Source organism: Mucilaginibacter sp. PAMB04274 (assembly GCF_039634385.2).
In the GTDB taxonomy this organism is placed as follows: Bacteria; Bacteroidota; Bacteroidia; order Sphingobacteriales; family Sphingobacteriaceae; genus Mucilaginibacter.
Genome location: NZ_CP155081.2, coordinates 2,792,487 through 2,808,207, shown reverse-complemented (window position 1 = coordinate 2,808,207; position 15,721 = coordinate 2,792,487). Strand labels below are relative to the sequence as shown.

Here is a 15,721-nt window from a genome sequence, read left to right as displayed (position 1 = left end):
ATGCCTTATTGTAGGTTGCTGCTTTTGCCTATTATACTTACATTTATCTTATGGAGGAGTCAGAAAAATTAAACCGCATTATTGAGGCCCGTATGAAGCTAAAGGCCCGTTTTGAGGAAAAGATGGCGCAAACGCCATCTGTGGCTGATGATACTCCCCGCGGCTCTGGCAATCTTAACCGGCATGGTATGCCGGCGGTACCCATTGGTCAAACTACAACTACCAAATGGCCGGTTCTGGATTTAGGGTATCAGCCAAACATTCCACTCGATCGCTGGCGGCTCACCATTGATGGTGCTGTTGAAAACCCGGTAAGGCTTACCTGGAAAGACTTTATGGCATTGCCACAAACCAAGGATACATCCGATTTTCATTGCGTTACTACTTGGTCTAAATTAAACATGCACTGGAAAGGGGTGAGTATGCTTGATTTGGCAGCCTTGGTCCACCCCCATGAAACGGCAACCCACATCATGTGTTATGGGTACGATACCTATACCACCAATATATCGCTTGAGGAAGCGCTAAAGCCCGATGTACTTTTGGTACACACTTTTGATGGACAGCCACTACCCGTTGAACACGGCGGCCCGGTTCGTATGATCACACCCCAGTTATACGCCTGGAAAGGTTCTAAGTGGATTAAGCGAATTGAGTTTATGACTGAGGACAGGCTTGGTTTTTGGGAAGACCGTGGCTACTCCAATACCGCGTATCCCTGGCGTAATGATAGGTACAGCGATTGATTGACGATTAATCAGGCATTAATCCGTTCAATCAAGACAGCTTTATCAAGGTATAAATTTATTTTTGCAGGTAACATCAGTCATGGAGCCGGTTCAACCACACCCACATTCTTTTCCTGTAGTATACACCATACCTAATGTTACGGTTAGTTCGCTTACAGAGGTTGTTATTGCCCGGCACGGCGGTAGTTATGATTCGTTGGATACAGAAATAACCGCTGAGTACTTAAGTATAGATCATGGCATTTTCAAAGTTCAACTGCGTTCAGACGGGTTTCCAGTGGTAGATGTGTTGCAACAAGGTGAACATTTAATGCTCACCTGCCCATGTAAGCAACCCAAAACCCAACTGTGTGAGCATCAGGCAGAGGTTTTACGCCAACTCATTTACAAGGAAGATTATCGCCTTTTTTTTGATGAGCGGTTTCGGTACGATCTGCAGCTTAAGCTGGCAGTTGATTACGGATTACAGGACGAGCCGGATTTGGATAGTTATTTTGATCTGCGGCATAGTGACAGTAAAACGATAATTGAACTTAAGAATGCTGCACTATACCCTGTTACACCCGAAAGTTTAAACATAGTAAAGGGTTTGGTTTTACCCCAGCAACCACATGCTTTTTACCGGACCGGAGAGCTGCAGGATGGCACCACGCGATTTTTGGTTTTGAAGCAGCATAAGTATTACAAGCACTTGATGCTTGAATTGTATGATGCGCCGGTAACGCGAGATGGAAAGATCAAAAACCCGCTTAGTCCGGTAAACGCATTAGAGCTGATATGGGATACGAATGATCCGCTTGAATTAAAATTCTATACTGCTATATCCCGTTTTCAAAATAGTGTCGACGGTAAAGTAACAGCCTCTGCGCTGAACAGCTTAAAGGCTGCAATACGTAATCCGCTGAATTTACCATCTTACATACATCAAAGCGCTGTATCAGAAAAGGTAACGGCAACAGCCTTGCAACAAGTAAGCTTAAGCGTTATTATTAACAATATAGAGCTGACCGTTGAACAAAAAGGCCATTTTTTTGAAATATCGGGTACCCTTTTGATAGGTGATAACACGCTTAAACTTACAGATCTCGAAATCAAGTTCGGCTATTTTGTACAATTAAATAATAAGTTGTTTTTAGTTAAGGACCTGCAAATGCTGGGCACCATAAACTTTTTTAAACGCCGTGCCGAAAGTTTGCTCATACACCAGTCTAAGTATAGCCTGTTTCAGGCACAGATATTAAATAAGCTGGAGGACGGCACCAAGATTAATTATCGTTACATCAAGCCGGCCAATCAAAGTCAGTTGGCCGAGCAGGGATTTACCAGAGATGCAGAAAAAATCATCTACCTGTCGGATTTTGGTCAGCATGTAATGATTGTGCCTGTTATGCGCTATGGCGAAGTGGAAATTGCCATACGTTCGCAAAAGCAAATCAATGCAATAGATCATAAAGGTAAATATTTCACGGTGCAACGTAATGAGGAAGCCGAGAGGAATTTTACCGCTTTACTGCTCAAACAACACGCCGATTTTGAAGAACAGCTTACTGATGACCTGCAATACTTTTACCTGCACAAGAAGAAGTTTTTGAATGAGGATTGGTTTCTGAACGCCTTTGAAGACTGGTATGCTGATGGGATCACCATATTTGGCTTTAATGAGTTAAGCGGCAATAACCTCAACCCGCACAAGGCAAAAATATCGGTAAGGGTATTAAGTGGTATAAATTGGTTTAATACAGAATTAAAGGTGTATTTCGGAAAGCGGCGTGCTGCCTTGAAGCACTTGCATAAAGCTATTCGGAACAAAACCAAATTTGTACAGTTAGACGACGGCACTATGGGCGTTTTACCAGCCGAATGGGTAGAACGCTTTACGCAATATTTCAATACCGCCGAAATAGGTAATGATGAACTGCTTTATACACCCAAGGCAAACTTTACATCCATTGCACAACTATACGACGATGCTATGCTGGATGAAGAAGTAAAAGCAGAAATATATAATTACCAACAAAAGCTTAATGACTTTAATGAGATACAATCAGTACAAGTTTCGCCCGAGCTGCAAACCACACTACGGCATTATCAGCACCAAGGGCTTAACTGGTTAAACTTTTTAGACGACTTCAATTTTGGAGGCTGTTTGGCCGATGATATGGGTTTGGGTAAAACCATACAGATTATTGCTTTTATACTGTTGCAGCGGCAGAAAACTAAACACAACACCAATTTGCTCGTAGTACCCACCTCGCTAATCTTTAACTGGCAGGCCGAAGTGCAAAAGTTTGCGCCTTCAATCAGAATTCACACAGTTTACGGCGCAGGTAGGGTAAAAAGCGTTGAGGACTTTGATGGGTACGAGCTAATCTTAACCTCCTATGGCACCTTGTTGAGCGATGTGAACTTTTTGAAAGAATATTACTTTAACTATATTTTTCTGGATGAATCACAAAATGTTAAAAACCCCGATTCACAGCGGTACAAGGCTGTGCGCTTGCTCAAATCACGTAACAAAATAGCCATTACCGGCACACCTATCGAAAACAACACTTTCGATTTGTACAGCCAGCTTTCTTTTGCAAGCCCGGGTTTATTAGGCAGCAAGCAGTATTTTAAAGAAATCTATCTTACACCCATTGACCAGTTTCAGCAAAGTAAGCGTACAAAGGAGCTCCAAGAGAAAATCAGGCCGTTTGTGTTACGTAGAACAAAGGAGCAAGTAGCCAATGAGTTACCCGAAAAGACCGAGATAGTGTTACACTGTGAGATGCAAACCGAGCAGCGTAAAATTTATGACGCTTACGAAAAAGAGTTCCGTGAATTTATTTCGGCCACTACCCAGGAAAGTCTTCCTAAAAAATCAATGTACGTTTTGAAAGGCCTCACAAAGTTGCGTCAGGTTTGCGATTCGCCTTTGTTGTTGAAAGGAGAGAAGCTGCCCGGTAATGCTTCGGCAAAGATCGATGTACTGATGGAACAGATACAAAGCAAAGCACCGCATCACAAAATTTTGATCTTTTCGCAGTTTGTTACCATGCTTAACCTGATACGCGTGGAGCTGCAACGCCATCATATTGGTCATGCATTTTTATCAGGCAACACCCGGAACCGGGAAGGTGTAGTAAATGATTTTCAGGAAAACGCAGAGACGCGTGTGTTTCTGGTGAGCTTAAAAGCAGGCGGAACAGGATTAAATTTAACAGCAGCCGATTATATATACGTTGTTGACCCCTGGTGGAACCCGGCGATAGAAAATCAGGCAATAGACAGAGCTTATCGTATTGGCCAGAAAAAGAACGTAGTTGCTGTAAGGTTAATTTGTCCGAACACTGTTGAAGAGAAGATGATGCAATTACAAGAGACCAAGCGTGAGCTTGCTGGCAGCATCATTACTGATGCCTCTGGCTTTAGGTCGCTTACAAGGCAAGATTTGTTAGGTATAGTTACTCATGCCTAGGTGCCTTTTTTCTTGGGAGTATAGTTTGTACAAGTTGTTTTACATATTTATTGTAAAACAACTTGTACAAACGCGCTTTGCAGTAAAACACGGAGATCTTTTCGTGCTTCCTTGCAAACTTGTTTTAGGTGTTATAATAGTAAGCATTATTGAATCAATTTATTTTTGCTTACGAAGAGACTTTTGAAGCAGAAGCTAATATGTTATATGTCTTTCTTAAAACACTGCCTGAAAACGGTGACTTGATTCCTGTTATTCCAATAGTTAAATGGAGAATGGTTTCAATAATGATATTAAATCTGCATGTTGTCAATAGTCGGCATTAAGTTAAATAGTTGTTAATGTTCAGCGCAATATTGGACAGGTTGTAGATGTTTTATATGTTTACGCAAATAACATTGCTATGAAAGCGCCAAAAATCTATTTTTTATCTGTTACTGTTTTGTTGGGCCTCTCGTTTGGAGCCTGCAAAACTAAAAAATTACCAGCCAAACCGGCTCCGCCACCAGCTGCGGCACAGCCCGCACCGCCGCCACAAGCACAGGCGCCGGCGCCAGCACAGCAGCCTAAAGAGGAACCTGCAACGCCGCCAGCTAAACCAAATTTCAATTTCAGTAATATTCAGTTCGAATTTAATTCAGCCGTGCTAAAAACAGGCTCGTATGAAACGCTTGATAAAGTAGTAGGAGAAATGAAGAAGGACCCGTCAGCGAAATTTACCCTCAATGGTCATTCGTCTGCCGAAGGAACGGCTGAGCATAACCAGTCATTGTCGGTAGATCGAGCCAACTCGGTGAAATCATATCTTATAAATGGCGGTATAAATGGTGCTAATTTGACTGTTAGGGGCTGGGGAGAAAGCAAGCCTATAACTACAAACACAAATGAGGAAGCCCGTGCGCTTAACCGCCGGGTCGAAATTAAGCTTAACTAAGCTTTTTTAGAGTTACCAGCATCGTGCACCCTTTTTGACAAAGTCATGCCTTCATTGCTTGAAGGCATGACTTTTTTTGTTTAATGCCTTTTCTTAAGGTTTGTGAACGCTCAAAGCAAATGGCTGTAAAATGTGATCTTCAATCATTTCTTAATGTACGTTAAGAGTGAACGGCTGCAGAGTGCCGACATTTGAACTATCAAAACAAACAAAGATGAAAGTTATAGCACAACTGATCGCATTAGGTTTTCCGGAATCAAACCCAGCACAAATATCAGCAGCATTATGTATGAGTGTAAGTTACCTCAAAATCAATTGGAGCAAGTTCAAATAACGGTCATATCATTAATCAGTAATCAACAAAACCATCATAACAAATTTAAAAATACAACCATGGAAAATTCAATAAACGGCATACATCACATCACAGCTATCGCTGGCAATGCCCAACGCAATTTTAATTTTTATAGCAAAGTATTAGGCCTGCGCCTGGTGAAAAAGACGGTTAATTTTGATGACCCTCAAACTTATCACCTGTACTATGGAGATGAACAAGGCACTCCCGGTTCTATCTTAACCTTTTTCCCTTGGGAAAACATCATGACCGGTCGCCGCGGCACCCGGCAGGCTACCGAAATAGGTTATTCAGTGCCCGAAAACAGTTTCGACTTTTGGGTGAAACGCTTTGAACAACACAATGTAACTTACAACAAAGTAGCCGAAAAATTTGGCGAGCCTTATTTAACCTTCCTGGATCCTGACGGTCTTAAACTGGAATTGATAGCATCTAAAACAGCAGATTACCGCTTGCCCTGGGAAACTGCAGAAGTGAATGCCGAAAACGCGACCAAAGGGTTTCACAATATAACCATCACTACTAACAAAATGCAGCCAACTGCCGATATTTTGACCGGCGTGTTTGGTTACCGTTTACTGGAGCAACACGTGAATCGCTACCGTTTTGTAACTGATGCGGTTGATAATGCAAACATTGTAGATTTGGTTGAGGTACCTGGTGAAGCTGCTGGTCATGTAGCTGGTGGTTCTGTTCACCACGTAGCATTCAGGGTTAAAAATGAGGAAGTGCTGATGCAGTACCGGGATAAAATTGCAGCACTGGGTTTGCATATTACCGAAAAAATCGACCGTAATTATTTCTATTCACTATACTTTCGCGAACCAGGAGGCGTACTGTTTGAGCTAGCTACCGATAACCCGGGCTTTAGCGTTGACGAACCTGTAGCCGAATTAGGCACACATTTAAAGCTGCCTGCACAGTACGAAGAGTACCGCGCCAGTCTAGAAACTACTTTACCAAAATTGATCTAATCATGTACACACATAGCAATCAATATAAAACAGCCGGAGCCCCTGCAGCCAATGCGAAGGGGGCCCTGGTTATGTTGCATGGCCGTGGTGGCAATGCAGCCAATATTTTGAGTTTAGCTGCCGAGCTAAATGTGGAAGACTTTGCGCTCTATGCACCACAAGCCAGTAACAATAGCTGGTACCCGTACAGCTTTATGGCGCCCGACAAGCAGAACCAGCCGGCGCTCGATTCAGCAATTGAAGTTATTGATATTTTGGTCCAACTGATAATAGCCGAGGGTATTCCGGCTGAAAAAATATACTTTATAGGTTTTTCTCAGGGGGCGTGTTTAACATTGGAGTATATAAGCCGTAATGCTAAACAATACGGCGGTGCCGTTGCATTTACCGGCGGCCTGATAGGTGAGCAGTTACAGCCCGAGAACTATACGGGTGATTTTGGCGGAACCCCGGTGCTGATAACAACTGGTGATCCCGATCAGCATGTGCCGCTAACTCGTGTCGAGGAGAGTGTCGAGATTTTGAAGCAGCACCATGCACAAGTAACCTTAAAGGTATATCCGGGCCGGCCACATACCATAACAATGGAAGAGATAGATTTAGCCAACCAGTATGTTTTTGTGTAAAGTTAACCAAGTACCACCCGGTAAAAATAAGTAGAAAAATAGAGAAATGAAATATCCAGATATTGAACTGGTTAACAATGAAGCCATTCACAATTTTGAATTGGTTGTTGACGGTTACCGGTCGTTTATCGATTACAAAATTAAGGATGAGAAAATATATCTCATACATACCGAAGTGCCGGCCGAATTAAAAGGAAAAGGTGTTGCTGAAGCTATTGTTGAAAAAACATTCAATTATATTGAGCAGCATCATTTAAAGCTGGTACCTATGTGTACTTACGTGCAGGTATATTTAAAACGTCATCCCCAATGGAATCGGCTTTTGGCTAGTTAACTCACAGATTTATGCAATCATTCAAGGTAACACGTGTTTATAACAATGCCAACGGCGATAGCTGTTTTGAGGACATTGAATATCCGTTAACTGATAAAGGTCCTATTGGTTATTTATCTGAAAAGGTTAAAGTAAGTAATCTGCTGTTCCGCAAAGTTCCGCCTGGGTACAATGACCTGCACACGGCGCCCCAAAAACAGTATGTAATTCTGCTGGATGGCGCTGTAGAGATAGAAACCTCGCTGGGCGAGAAGCGCATATTTAATGAGGGACAAATATTGCTAATGGAAGATACCGAAGGGAAAGGGCACCGAAGCAAGAATGTTTTGCCGCTGGAGCGGAGCTCGCTGTTCGTAACCTTTGATTAAACGTTTAAAGCATGGCATTCGCCATGCTTTTCTGTTGTTGAATGGTCGTGCTTTTCATGTGTAGATAATTCAATTTGTATGTTTAAATTGCCAACAATATGCAACAGGTTACCATTCCATGGCTAAAAAGTATTGAAGCGCTTAACCCAGTGCCTGATGAACAGTTGCAATGGCTGATAGACAACAGTGACCACCAGGAACTTAACGAAGGTGATTATATCTTTAAGCGTGATATGCCGCTCGACGGTACCATCTTTATTGTTGCAGGACGCATTCGTATTTACCTAATGCGCAACGGTGTCCGTTCGGAATTGGTCTCTATGCACGAACGACAAGTTACCGGCTTTTTACCTTACTCCAGAGCCAAGGTGGCTATAGGTGATGGTATTGCAGTAGAGACTACACAAATTATGATGTTGCCGAGGGAAAAATGCCCCGAACTGATCAGGGACTTTTATGAGTTGACCCAGGCACTTGTGAGTTTGATGAGCGACCGCGTGCGCGATTCTACAGCCATTATTCAGCAAAATGAGAAGATGATGGCCTTGGGGAAATTATCTGCAGGTCTGGCTCACGAGCTTAACAACCCTGCCTCATCAATTGTTCGTAATGCAGCCTTATTAAAGCAGCATTTAAAAGCACAGCCGCAGCTCTTTGCCAAGCTTTTAGCCGTCAATTTAGATGCAGACAAAGTTGCAGCCGTTAAAGCAGAGCTGACCCGTATTTTGGACAGCAAAAAAGACGACCGCCTTACATTGCGTGAGCGTAGCAGGCTGGAAGGTGAGTTGCTGGATTGGTTTGAAGAGCACGAAATTGATGACAGCGACGAAATGGCCGAAAACTTTGTTGAACAAGGTTTTAATTCCGCAGATTTAGATGCAATTTATAGGCACGTAACCCCAGAGGCTGCTGCTCCGGTTTTTCGCTGGATAAACGACAATTTGCTGTCTGAGAAAATGGTAGCTGATATACACCACGCTTCTGAGCGCATTGCAGATTTAATTACTTCTATTAAGACCTTTACGCATATGGATAGGGGGCAAGATAGACAGTACGCACCGGTTGATACCGGTATACGTAATACCCTTACCATGTTGGGGCATAAAATAAGAGCAAATAACATTACGGTTGTACAAGAGTACGACCCTGAATTGCCACCCGTAAAGATGCTGGTAGGAGAGTTGAACCAGGTTTGGACAAATTTAATTGATAATGCCATCGACGCCATGAGTGCCAAAGGCAAAGGAACATTAAGTATCCATACAAGGAAAGACCGCGAATTTGCTGAAATCATAATTGCCGATGACGGCCCTGGTATAGCAGAGGATATAAGAAGTCGCATTTTTGACCCGTTCTTTACTACAAAAGAGATGGGTAAAGGCACAGGTATGGGTTTGGAAGTGGTGCAACGGATTATCAAACAGCAGCATCAGGGATCAGTTAAAGTAAACAGCGAGCCGGGTAAAACAGAATTTATTGTCTGTATACCTATTGAGAGTTGCTAATAATTTTATCTACCAAATATTGAATATTGTTTTATGACCCGCCCCATTATACTAATTATTGATGACGATGTGCAGGTTCTGCGTGCTGTCAGTCGTGATTTAAGAGCTCAGTACAGCAAAGAGTACAAAATTATGAGCACAGAATCTGCGTTAGAAGCGCTGGATACCTTGCTTGAACTAAAAAATGCCGGCGACGTTGTAGCCCTATTTATAAGCGACCAGCGCATGCCCGAAATGCCAGGTGTTGACTTTTTACAAAAGGCGGCCAAAATTTATCCTGATGCAAAGCGTGTGTTGCTTACCGCATATTCTGACACGGATGCAGCTATCAAGGCCATAAACGATGTGCAGCTCGATTACTACTTGATGAAACCGTGGGATCCGCCCGAAGAGAAATTATACCCGGTGGTGAGCGATTTGCTAGATGACTGGCATACGCACTACATTCCGGTTTTTAAGGGTATAAAACTTATTGGCTACCAGTTTTCGCCGCAATCGCACACCATAAAAGATTACCTTGGGAGTAACTTAATTCCGTATCAATGGCTGGATATTGAACGTAATGAAGAGGCCAAGAATTTGTTTACGGTTAATAAGCTGACCAATGAACAACTGCCGGTTGTTTTTTTTGAGGACGGATCTTACCAATCAAAACCTTCCATTGCTGATATAGCTGTCAAAATAGGTATTAGCCCACAACTAACCAACCAGATTTACGATGTGGTGATCATAGGCGCTGGTCCGGCCGGATTGGCTGCCTCTGTTTATGGCGCGTCTGAAGGGTTAAAGACCTTGCTTATTGAGCGTAAAGCACCTGGTGGTCAGGCCGGTTCCAGTTCGCGGATTGAGAACTACCTCGGCTTTCCGGCAGGTTTAAGCGGAGCCGATCTCACCCATAGGGCTATCAGTCAAGCGCGGCGTTTAGGCGCTGAATTTTTATCACCGCATACCGTAGCCGATATACAGGAGCGTGATGGTTATAAATATGTTATTTTGGATGATGGTTCTGAGGTAATCAGCCGTTCTATTGTCATAACTACGGGCGTTGATTACCGTAAGTTGGAAGTGAATGGTGTGGATAAGTTTACCGGTGCGGGAATATATTATGGCGCCGCGATAACCGAGGCTGTTGCTTGCAAGGATAAGGAAGTCTACATCATTGGTGGGGGCAATTCAGCAGGCCAGGCAGCTATGTACCTGTCAAAGTTTGCTAAAAACGTTTTCGTCGTCATCCGTCGCGAAAGCCTTGCAGCAACTATGTCTGCCTATTTGATTGAACAAATTGATAACACACCCAATATAACCGTATTGCCATGTACAGAAGTAATTGAAGCCCACGGTGAAAATTGCCTTGAGGCACTTACATTGATAAATGTAAACACGCAGGCAACGGTTAAAAAGCAAGCAACAGCCCTTTATATCTTTATAGGAGCCAAGCCTTATACAGATTGGATACAGATGGGAATTATAAAAAGTAAAGGCAACTTTATAGAAACCGGGCGCGACTTAGCCAGCTACGATAACTTTGGCAAATCATGGAAACTGCCACGCGATCCGTTCCTTTTGGAAACCAGCTGCCCCGGCATTTTTGCCGCCGGTGATGTACGTGCCGGTGCCATGAACAGGGTAGCTTCTGCTGTAGGAGAGGGATCAATGGCAATCAGTTTCGTACACAAATATCTGGCAGAGGTTTAACAATGAAGCGAAGCAAATTATAGCGAAGTTTTGACGGTTGGCGTGCAAACCCTATTATCAACATCATGTACTTTTATGCTATAAGTTATTGCCGTTATGAATAAACATATGTTTGATGAAATACTATCTAAGTTTCAGTTGCCGGTAACCAACCCGGTACTGATGTTTATGTTGGTATTGCTCATTATTTTACTTTCGCCGCTGCTGCTCAAAAAAATACGGGTACCAGCTGTTGTAGGTTTTATAATGGCTGGTATAGCAGTAAGTCCGCACGGGCTTAACGTTTTGCAAAAGAATGCTGCGACTGATTTGTTTTCGACTATCGGATTGCTTTACATCATGTTTATTGCCGGTCTTGAGCTTGATCTGAATGATTTTAAACAGAAAAAGCATAAGAGCTTGCTTTTTGGTTTTCTTACCTTCTCTGTTCCCATACTAATAGGATTCCCGGTTTGTTACTATGTGCTGGGTTATCCTTTACTTACCTCCATATTAACATCCAGTATGTTTGCCACCCATACGCTGGTGGCGTACCCGATCATCAGCAGGTACGGTATCTCTAAAAATGAAGCCGTGGCGGTAACAGTTGGTGGCACTATATTAACAGACACTGCTGTCCTTATCATTCTGGCGGTTGTAATGGGATCGGTTGCTGGCGGATTAACAGCCGTGTTTTGGTTGCGTTTAACGGCGTCTTTAATCGTATTCTCATTAATTGAATTCATCGCTATTCCTCGCCTGGCAAACTGGTTTTTTTTAAGGGTTACCAATGAAAGAACCACGCACTTCATTTTTATACTATTTATGGTATTTGTTTCGGCTTTTTTGGCTCAGCTGGCTGGTATAGAGCCAATTGTAGGTGCATTTGCTGCTGGTTTGGCACTTAACCGGCTTGTGCCACCTGGTTCTAAGCTAATGAATCAAGTGCAATTTGTGGGTAACGCTATTTTCATTCCCTTCTTTTTGATTAGTGTGGGTATGCTGGTTGATTTACATGTGTTGTTTAACGGCTACCACGCATTGATGATTGCCGGTGTACTTACTGTAGTAGCGTTGGCAGGTAAGTGGATAAGTGCATTGATCACACAGCTCGTTTTTAGATATTCTAACGCACAGCGAGGCTTAATATTTGGCCTCAGTAGTTCGCACGCCGCAGCCACTATGGCCATCATACTGGTAGGTTTTAAAGCCAGAATTATAGATGGTAATATCTTGAACGGTACCATCATACTTATTTTAATGACGTGCTTGGTAGCATCTTTTGCTACTGAGAAAGCAGCCGTAAGAATTACTGCCACAGACGGAGGCCGTAATAAACCGCTTTTACAGAAAGAAGAAGTAAATACTGGTTCGTGAGTATACGCTGCTATAACCCCGAAAAGTAATCATATCCGCGTTCAGCCCAATAGTCTGGCGGTCGTTCATCACTAAAAAATAATGTACCTATCCGTTTTAGGTTTTTAATGCCATACTTAGTGGGTATGATGAGCCGCAGTGGTGCGCCGTGTTCTGGGGACAACGGTTGACCGCTTACCTCGTAACATAAAATGGTTTGTGGATGTAATGCACTTGGCATATCAATACCCACATAATACTTCTTATCGGGCGTATGCATACCAACGTAAGCGAGTTTGGCTTGTTCAGCTAACCCATAGTGCTTCATAAAATCACTAAATTTAACACCGCCCCAATGGCTTATCTGGCTCCAGCCTTCAACGCATTTAAACTCGAAAGCAAATTCTGTTTTAGGGAGTTTCTTTAAATCGTTTATAGATATTGTTAATGACTCAGATGGGCTTTTAATGATATGTAATTGCCAGTCGTCTACACTTTTATCTGTTATTCCTACGTCGCCGTTTATACGAGGTTTTTTAACTGCTGCTGACTTGGGATAAGTACGCGAGAAATCATTCGGCCCTATGGTACTTTCAAAAAGTTCGCCATTTGCATCCAGGCCTTTTCTTAAAGGAGCACGTGCACCTGCGGTTGCGTCGGCCGTTGTCTCTTTTGGTGCGAGGTAAATCTTGTTCCAGCCCAGGTAAGCTAATACCCCTCCGGCGCCAAAGGTCAATGTAGATATGAACGTACGTCGGGTAACCTTTTTCTTATCGTAGGGTTCTGTGAGCGGTAGTAGCTTTGCTTTACTCTTTTGTTGCTTTGACATCTTCTACGGTTTTAGAAACAATTGGAGCAATAGGTTTATCGGTTACTTCAAAGCCACGTATCATACTAAAAAAGTTTTGCCAGCCAGCCAAAGCCACCTGAACAATGTGTATTACAAAGAACAGGCAATAGCCTATTGTAAGCGTAAAATGAATAAGCCGGGCGGTTTTGTACCCCCCGCAAATGAGCACTAACCAACTAAGTTGTACAGGTTTGTAAATAGCAAACCCGGTAAGTAGCGAGCCCACGCCCATAATAAGTATAGCTGTGTAAGCTATGCGTTGTGCAGCATTGTATTTGTTTACAAGCGGAGCAGTTTTGCGAATATGCAAATCGTGCAGCAATACCAGCCATGCCTCACGCCACGAGCTTTTTTGAGGTAGCAAATTTCTCCACTGGCCGGATATTGCTGTGTATAAAACGTATAAAAAGCCGTTTATAGCAAACAGCCACATAAAAACAAAATGAAATGCCATGCCCTCAGCGAGCCGGCGTTTGATATGGTATTTTTGATAGAACCACTCAGGGAAGAATTTAAAAATTGTGTGGCCAAACAGTTTTATAGCGTAGGGGTCATAAGCCCAATAAATAAGCAGCCCGCTCCAGATCATAATGGCTAGCAAGGGGAAATTAAGCCAGTGGAACCAGCGTATAGCTAATGGATGCTTATTTATGATGTACTTCATCTATTGTATATACGTTGTAAAGGTTGCAATTATTCCTGACATGTTAAATTAAATAGAAAGGCCCTGGTATGCGATGCACAACAGGGCCTTTCATAATTGCATTCGAGGTTATTAATCCTCCATTTCAAGCTTGCCTTCCACTGAATCATCCAGCGTTTTGCCTACAACAGCGCTTGCTGCTTGCTTAAGGAAAGCTATGGCGTTGCCGTGTTTATTGTCCCAATAGTAACCCTCAGTAGGCTCCACTTTTACAACGGTTATGCGAGGGTCATCTTCACCTTCAGTAAACCACGCTTTAAGTATGGGTTTCCACAATTCTTTAATCTTTTCTTTATCCTTACTAATCTCGGCTATGCCATATATGTTCAGGAAGTCTGAATGCGCTGACCCCTGAAATAAAAGGTGGACAAAGGGATCATGAGAAATCTCTTCGTTCTTGTGGCTATCGTCAGCACTTAAGAACCAAAAATTACCTTCATCATCAATCTTTTGTACAGCCATAGGGCGTGTAGAGATGGGAACACCTGTTTTTATGTTAGAACAAAAGAAACAAGTTTCGGTCTTTTCGGCCAACTCCTTAATTTTTTGTTTGGCCTCTTCGCCCTGCAAGTTCTTGAAATTATCTTCGGGCTGTTGTTGATTAATGCTATCCATGATGTATACTATGTTTATCGGTAAATGAATAACAATAACCAGCCGGAAAGCATTTTGTGTGGAACAATTTTGATTTCAGTATAGGTGTAAAGGAATTGGGCAGGCACTGGCTGTATTTTTCCGTTGCCTATAAACCGACGCATTAGTTTTAAAAAAGCCAACAAGTGAACGAGATATGATATCGAACATTACAAGGCTGTTCCAAACAAAAAAGGCTTTGCGATTCCCGCAAAGCCTTTTTTGTTTAGTTAGTCATCATTTTTAAAAAGGACGCTAATTTTTCTTTCATTTCTCGTCTGTCTACTATGAAATCCAGAAAACCGTGCTCTTGTAAAAATTCTGCGGTTTGGAAGCCTTTAGGCAGGTCTTTTTTAATAGTTTCTTTTATTACACGCGGACCAGCAAACCCGATCAATGCACCTGGCTCTGCTATATTGATATCACCTAGCATAGCATAAGATGCGGTAACACCTCCGGTTGTGGGGTCGGTTAAAAGCGAAATATATGGTACACGTGCTTTAGCCAGCAGTGCCAGCTTTGCCGATGTTTTAGCCATTTGCATCAGGGAAAACGCTGCTTCCATCATACGCGCCCCACCTGATTTTGAAATCATGAGGAACGGCACTTTGTTAGCAATACTATAATCGATAGACCGGGCAATTTTTTCACCTACTACCGAGCCCATTGAGCCGCCTATAAAGTTAAAATCCATACAAGCTACCATTAACGGCTGACCGTCTACCAAACCGTGGGCCGCACGTATAGCATCGTTTAAGCCTGTTTTAGACATTGTATCTCTTAAACGGTCACTATATTTCTTTGTGTCTACAAATTCAAGCGGGTCGCCCGAGCGCAGGTTGGCAAAAAGTTCAGTGAACTCATTATTATCGAATAAAACCGAGAAATACTCTTTTGATCCAATACGCAAGTGGAAACCGCAATAATGGCAAACATATTGGTTTTCTACCTGCTCGGTATAATGCAGGGGCCTTTTGCAATTAGGGCACTTATTCCAAACACCATCCGGGGCTTCTTTTTTATCTTCAGTGGAGGTAGTAATACCTTTTGATTCTCTTTTAAACCAAGCCATTGCTATATCTTTCATATTAACCGATGCAAAGAAACAAAAATAATCTTACTTAATTGTTTGCCTATATGTATCGAAAATTGTGATTATTTAAAAAATATGAACGATCTGCGTAAAATGCTGTAATACAT

The 15,721-nt window shown here is 42.6% G+C and carries 14 protein-coding genes; 10 read left to right on the top strand and 4 right to left on the bottom strand.

Features of this window, described 5'->3' with window-relative positions; all coding sequences use genetic code 11:
• Positions 1-50: 50 nt before the first annotated feature.
• The 10 genes from ABDD95_RS11865 (at position 51) to ABDD95_RS11820 (ending at position 12,356) form a co-directional block, all read left to right on the top strand.
• On the top strand, positions 51-746 hold the full coding sequence (locus ABDD95_RS11865; protein WP_345947539.1) for a sulfite oxidase-like oxidoreductase: 696 nt from the start codon (positions 51-53) through the stop codon (positions 744-746).
• Positions 747-828: 82 nt separating this feature from the next.
• Positions 829-4,209, top strand: a complete 3,381-nt coding sequence (locus ABDD95_RS11860; RefSeq protein WP_345947538.1) for a DEAD/DEAH box helicase — start codon at positions 829-831, stop codon at positions 4,207-4,209.
• Positions 4,210-4,612: 403 nt separating this feature from the next.
• On the top strand, positions 4,613-5,143 hold the full coding sequence (locus ABDD95_RS11855; protein WP_345947537.1) for an OmpA family protein: 531 nt from the start codon (positions 4,613-4,615) through the stop codon (positions 5,141-5,143).
• Between the two features lie 393 nt (positions 5,144-5,536).
• Positions 5,537-6,472: a ring-cleaving dioxygenase gene (locus ABDD95_RS11850; protein WP_345947536.1), complete on the top strand. Its 936-nt coding sequence runs from the start codon at positions 5,537-5,539 to the stop codon at positions 6,470-6,472.
• A gap of 2 nt (positions 6,473-6,474) precedes the next feature.
• Positions 6,475-7,098, top strand: a complete 624-nt coding sequence (locus tag ABDD95_RS11845) for a dienelactone hydrolase family protein (protein WP_345947535.1) — start codon at positions 6,475-6,477, stop codon at positions 7,096-7,098.
• Positions 7,099-7,144: 46 nt separating this feature from the next.
• On the top strand, positions 7,145-7,432 hold the full coding sequence (locus ABDD95_RS11840; RefSeq protein ID WP_345947534.1) for a GNAT family N-acetyltransferase: 288 nt from the start codon (positions 7,145-7,147) through the stop codon (positions 7,430-7,432).
• An 11-nt stretch (positions 7,433-7,443) separates the two neighbouring features.
• Positions 7,444-7,800 (top strand): hypothetical protein, encoded by a 357-nt coding sequence (locus tag ABDD95_RS11835; RefSeq protein WP_345947533.1) that lies wholly within the window; start codon positions 7,444-7,446, stop codon positions 7,798-7,800.
• A gap of 98 nt (positions 7,801-7,898) precedes the next feature.
• Positions 7,899-9,305, top strand: a complete 1,407-nt coding sequence (locus tag ABDD95_RS11830) for an ATP-binding protein (RefSeq protein ID WP_345947532.1) — start codon at positions 7,899-7,901, stop codon at positions 9,303-9,305.
• A 33-nt stretch (positions 9,306-9,338) separates the two neighbouring features.
• On the top strand, positions 9,339-11,000 hold the full coding sequence (locus tag ABDD95_RS11825) for an FAD-dependent oxidoreductase (protein WP_345947531.1): 1,662 nt from the start codon (positions 9,339-9,341) through the stop codon (positions 10,998-11,000).
• Between the two features lie 96 nt (positions 11,001-11,096).
• Positions 11,097-12,356 (top strand): cation:proton antiporter, encoded by a 1,260-nt coding sequence (locus ABDD95_RS11820; RefSeq protein WP_345947530.1) that lies wholly within the window; start codon positions 11,097-11,099, stop codon positions 12,354-12,356.
• A 10-nt stretch (positions 12,357-12,366) separates the two neighbouring features.
• On the opposite strand, the gene ABDD95_RS11815 is transcribed toward ABDD95_RS11820, so the two are convergent.
• The 4 genes from ABDD95_RS11815 to accD all read right to left on the bottom strand — a co-directional run bounded on the left by ABDD95_RS11815 (position 12,367) and on the right by accD (position 15,593).
• Positions 12,367-13,164 carry a molybdopterin-dependent oxidoreductase gene (locus ABDD95_RS11815; RefSeq protein ID WP_345947529.1) on the bottom strand — a complete coding sequence of 266 codons (798 nt, stop codon included), beginning with the start codon at positions 13,162-13,164 and terminating at the stop codon, positions 12,367-12,369.
• Positions 13,142-13,849: a cytochrome b/b6 domain-containing protein gene (locus ABDD95_RS11810; RefSeq protein ID WP_345947528.1), complete on the bottom strand. Its 708-nt coding sequence runs from the start codon at positions 13,847-13,849 to the stop codon at positions 13,142-13,144. Before ABDD95_RS11810 ends, ABDD95_RS11815 begins: the two co-directional genes overlap by 23 nt.
• A gap of 111 nt (positions 13,850-13,960) precedes the next feature.
• The gene (locus tag ABDD95_RS11805; protein ID WP_345947527.1) at positions 13,961-14,503 is read right to left on the bottom strand and encodes a pyridoxamine 5'-phosphate oxidase family protein; all 543 of its coding nucleotides are present in this window, start codon (positions 14,501-14,503) and stop codon (positions 13,961-13,963) included.
• Positions 14,504-14,747: 244 nt separating this feature from the next.
• A complete protein-coding gene (gene accD / locus ABDD95_RS11800) occupies positions 14,748-15,593 on the bottom strand; it encodes an acetyl-CoA carboxylase, carboxyltransferase subunit beta (RefSeq protein ID WP_345952104.1) in 846 nt (281 codons plus the stop codon).
• Positions 15,594-15,721 lie beyond the last annotated feature (128 nt).

Bases quoted from the DNA above. Each gene is read 5' to 3' on its own strand.
- ABDD95_RS11825 (WP_345947531.1), top strand. From the start codon at position 9,339: ATGACCCGCCCCATTATACTAATTATTGATGACGATGTGCAGGTTCTG.
- accD (WP_345952104.1), bottom strand. From the start codon at position 15,593: ATGGCTTGGTTTAAAAGAGAATCAAAAGGTATTACTACCTCCACTGAA.
- ABDD95_RS11820 (WP_345947530.1), top strand. From the start codon at position 11,097: ATGAATAAACATATGTTTGATGAAATACTATCTAAGTTTCAGTTGCCG.
- ABDD95_RS11850 (WP_345947536.1), top strand. From the start codon at position 5,537: ATGGAAAATTCAATAAACGGCATACATCACATCACAGCTATCGCTGGC.
- ABDD95_RS11865 (WP_345947539.1), top strand. From the start codon at position 51: ATGGAGGAGTCAGAAAAATTAAACCGCATTATTGAGGCCCGTATGAAG.
- ABDD95_RS11840 (WP_345947534.1), top strand. From the start codon at position 7,145: ATGAAATATCCAGATATTGAACTGGTTAACAATGAAGCCATTCACAAT.
- ABDD95_RS11860 (WP_345947538.1), top strand. From the start codon at position 829: ATGGAGCCGGTTCAACCACACCCACATTCTTTTCCTGTAGTATACACC.
- ABDD95_RS11845 (WP_345947535.1), top strand. From the start codon at position 6,475: ATGTACACACATAGCAATCAATATAAAACAGCCGGAGCCCCTGCAGCC.
- ABDD95_RS11835 (WP_345947533.1), top strand. From the start codon at position 7,444: ATGCAATCATTCAAGGTAACACGTGTTTATAACAATGCCAACGGCGAT.
- ABDD95_RS11855 (WP_345947537.1), top strand. From the start codon at position 4,613: ATGAAAGCGCCAAAAATCTATTTTTTATCTGTTACTGTTTTGTTGGGC.
- ABDD95_RS11815 (WP_345947529.1), bottom strand. From the start codon at position 13,164: ATGTCAAAGCAACAAAAGAGTAAAGCAAAGCTACTACCGCTCACAGAA.
- ABDD95_RS11805 (WP_345947527.1), bottom strand. From the start codon at position 14,503: ATGGATAGCATTAATCAACAACAGCCCGAAGATAATTTCAAGAACTTG.
- ABDD95_RS11810 (WP_345947528.1), bottom strand. From the start codon at position 13,849: ATGAAGTACATCATAAATAAGCATCCATTAGCTATACGCTGGTTCCAC.
- ABDD95_RS11830 (WP_345947532.1), top strand. From the start codon at position 7,899: ATGCAACAGGTTACCATTCCATGGCTAAAAAGTATTGAAGCGCTTAAC.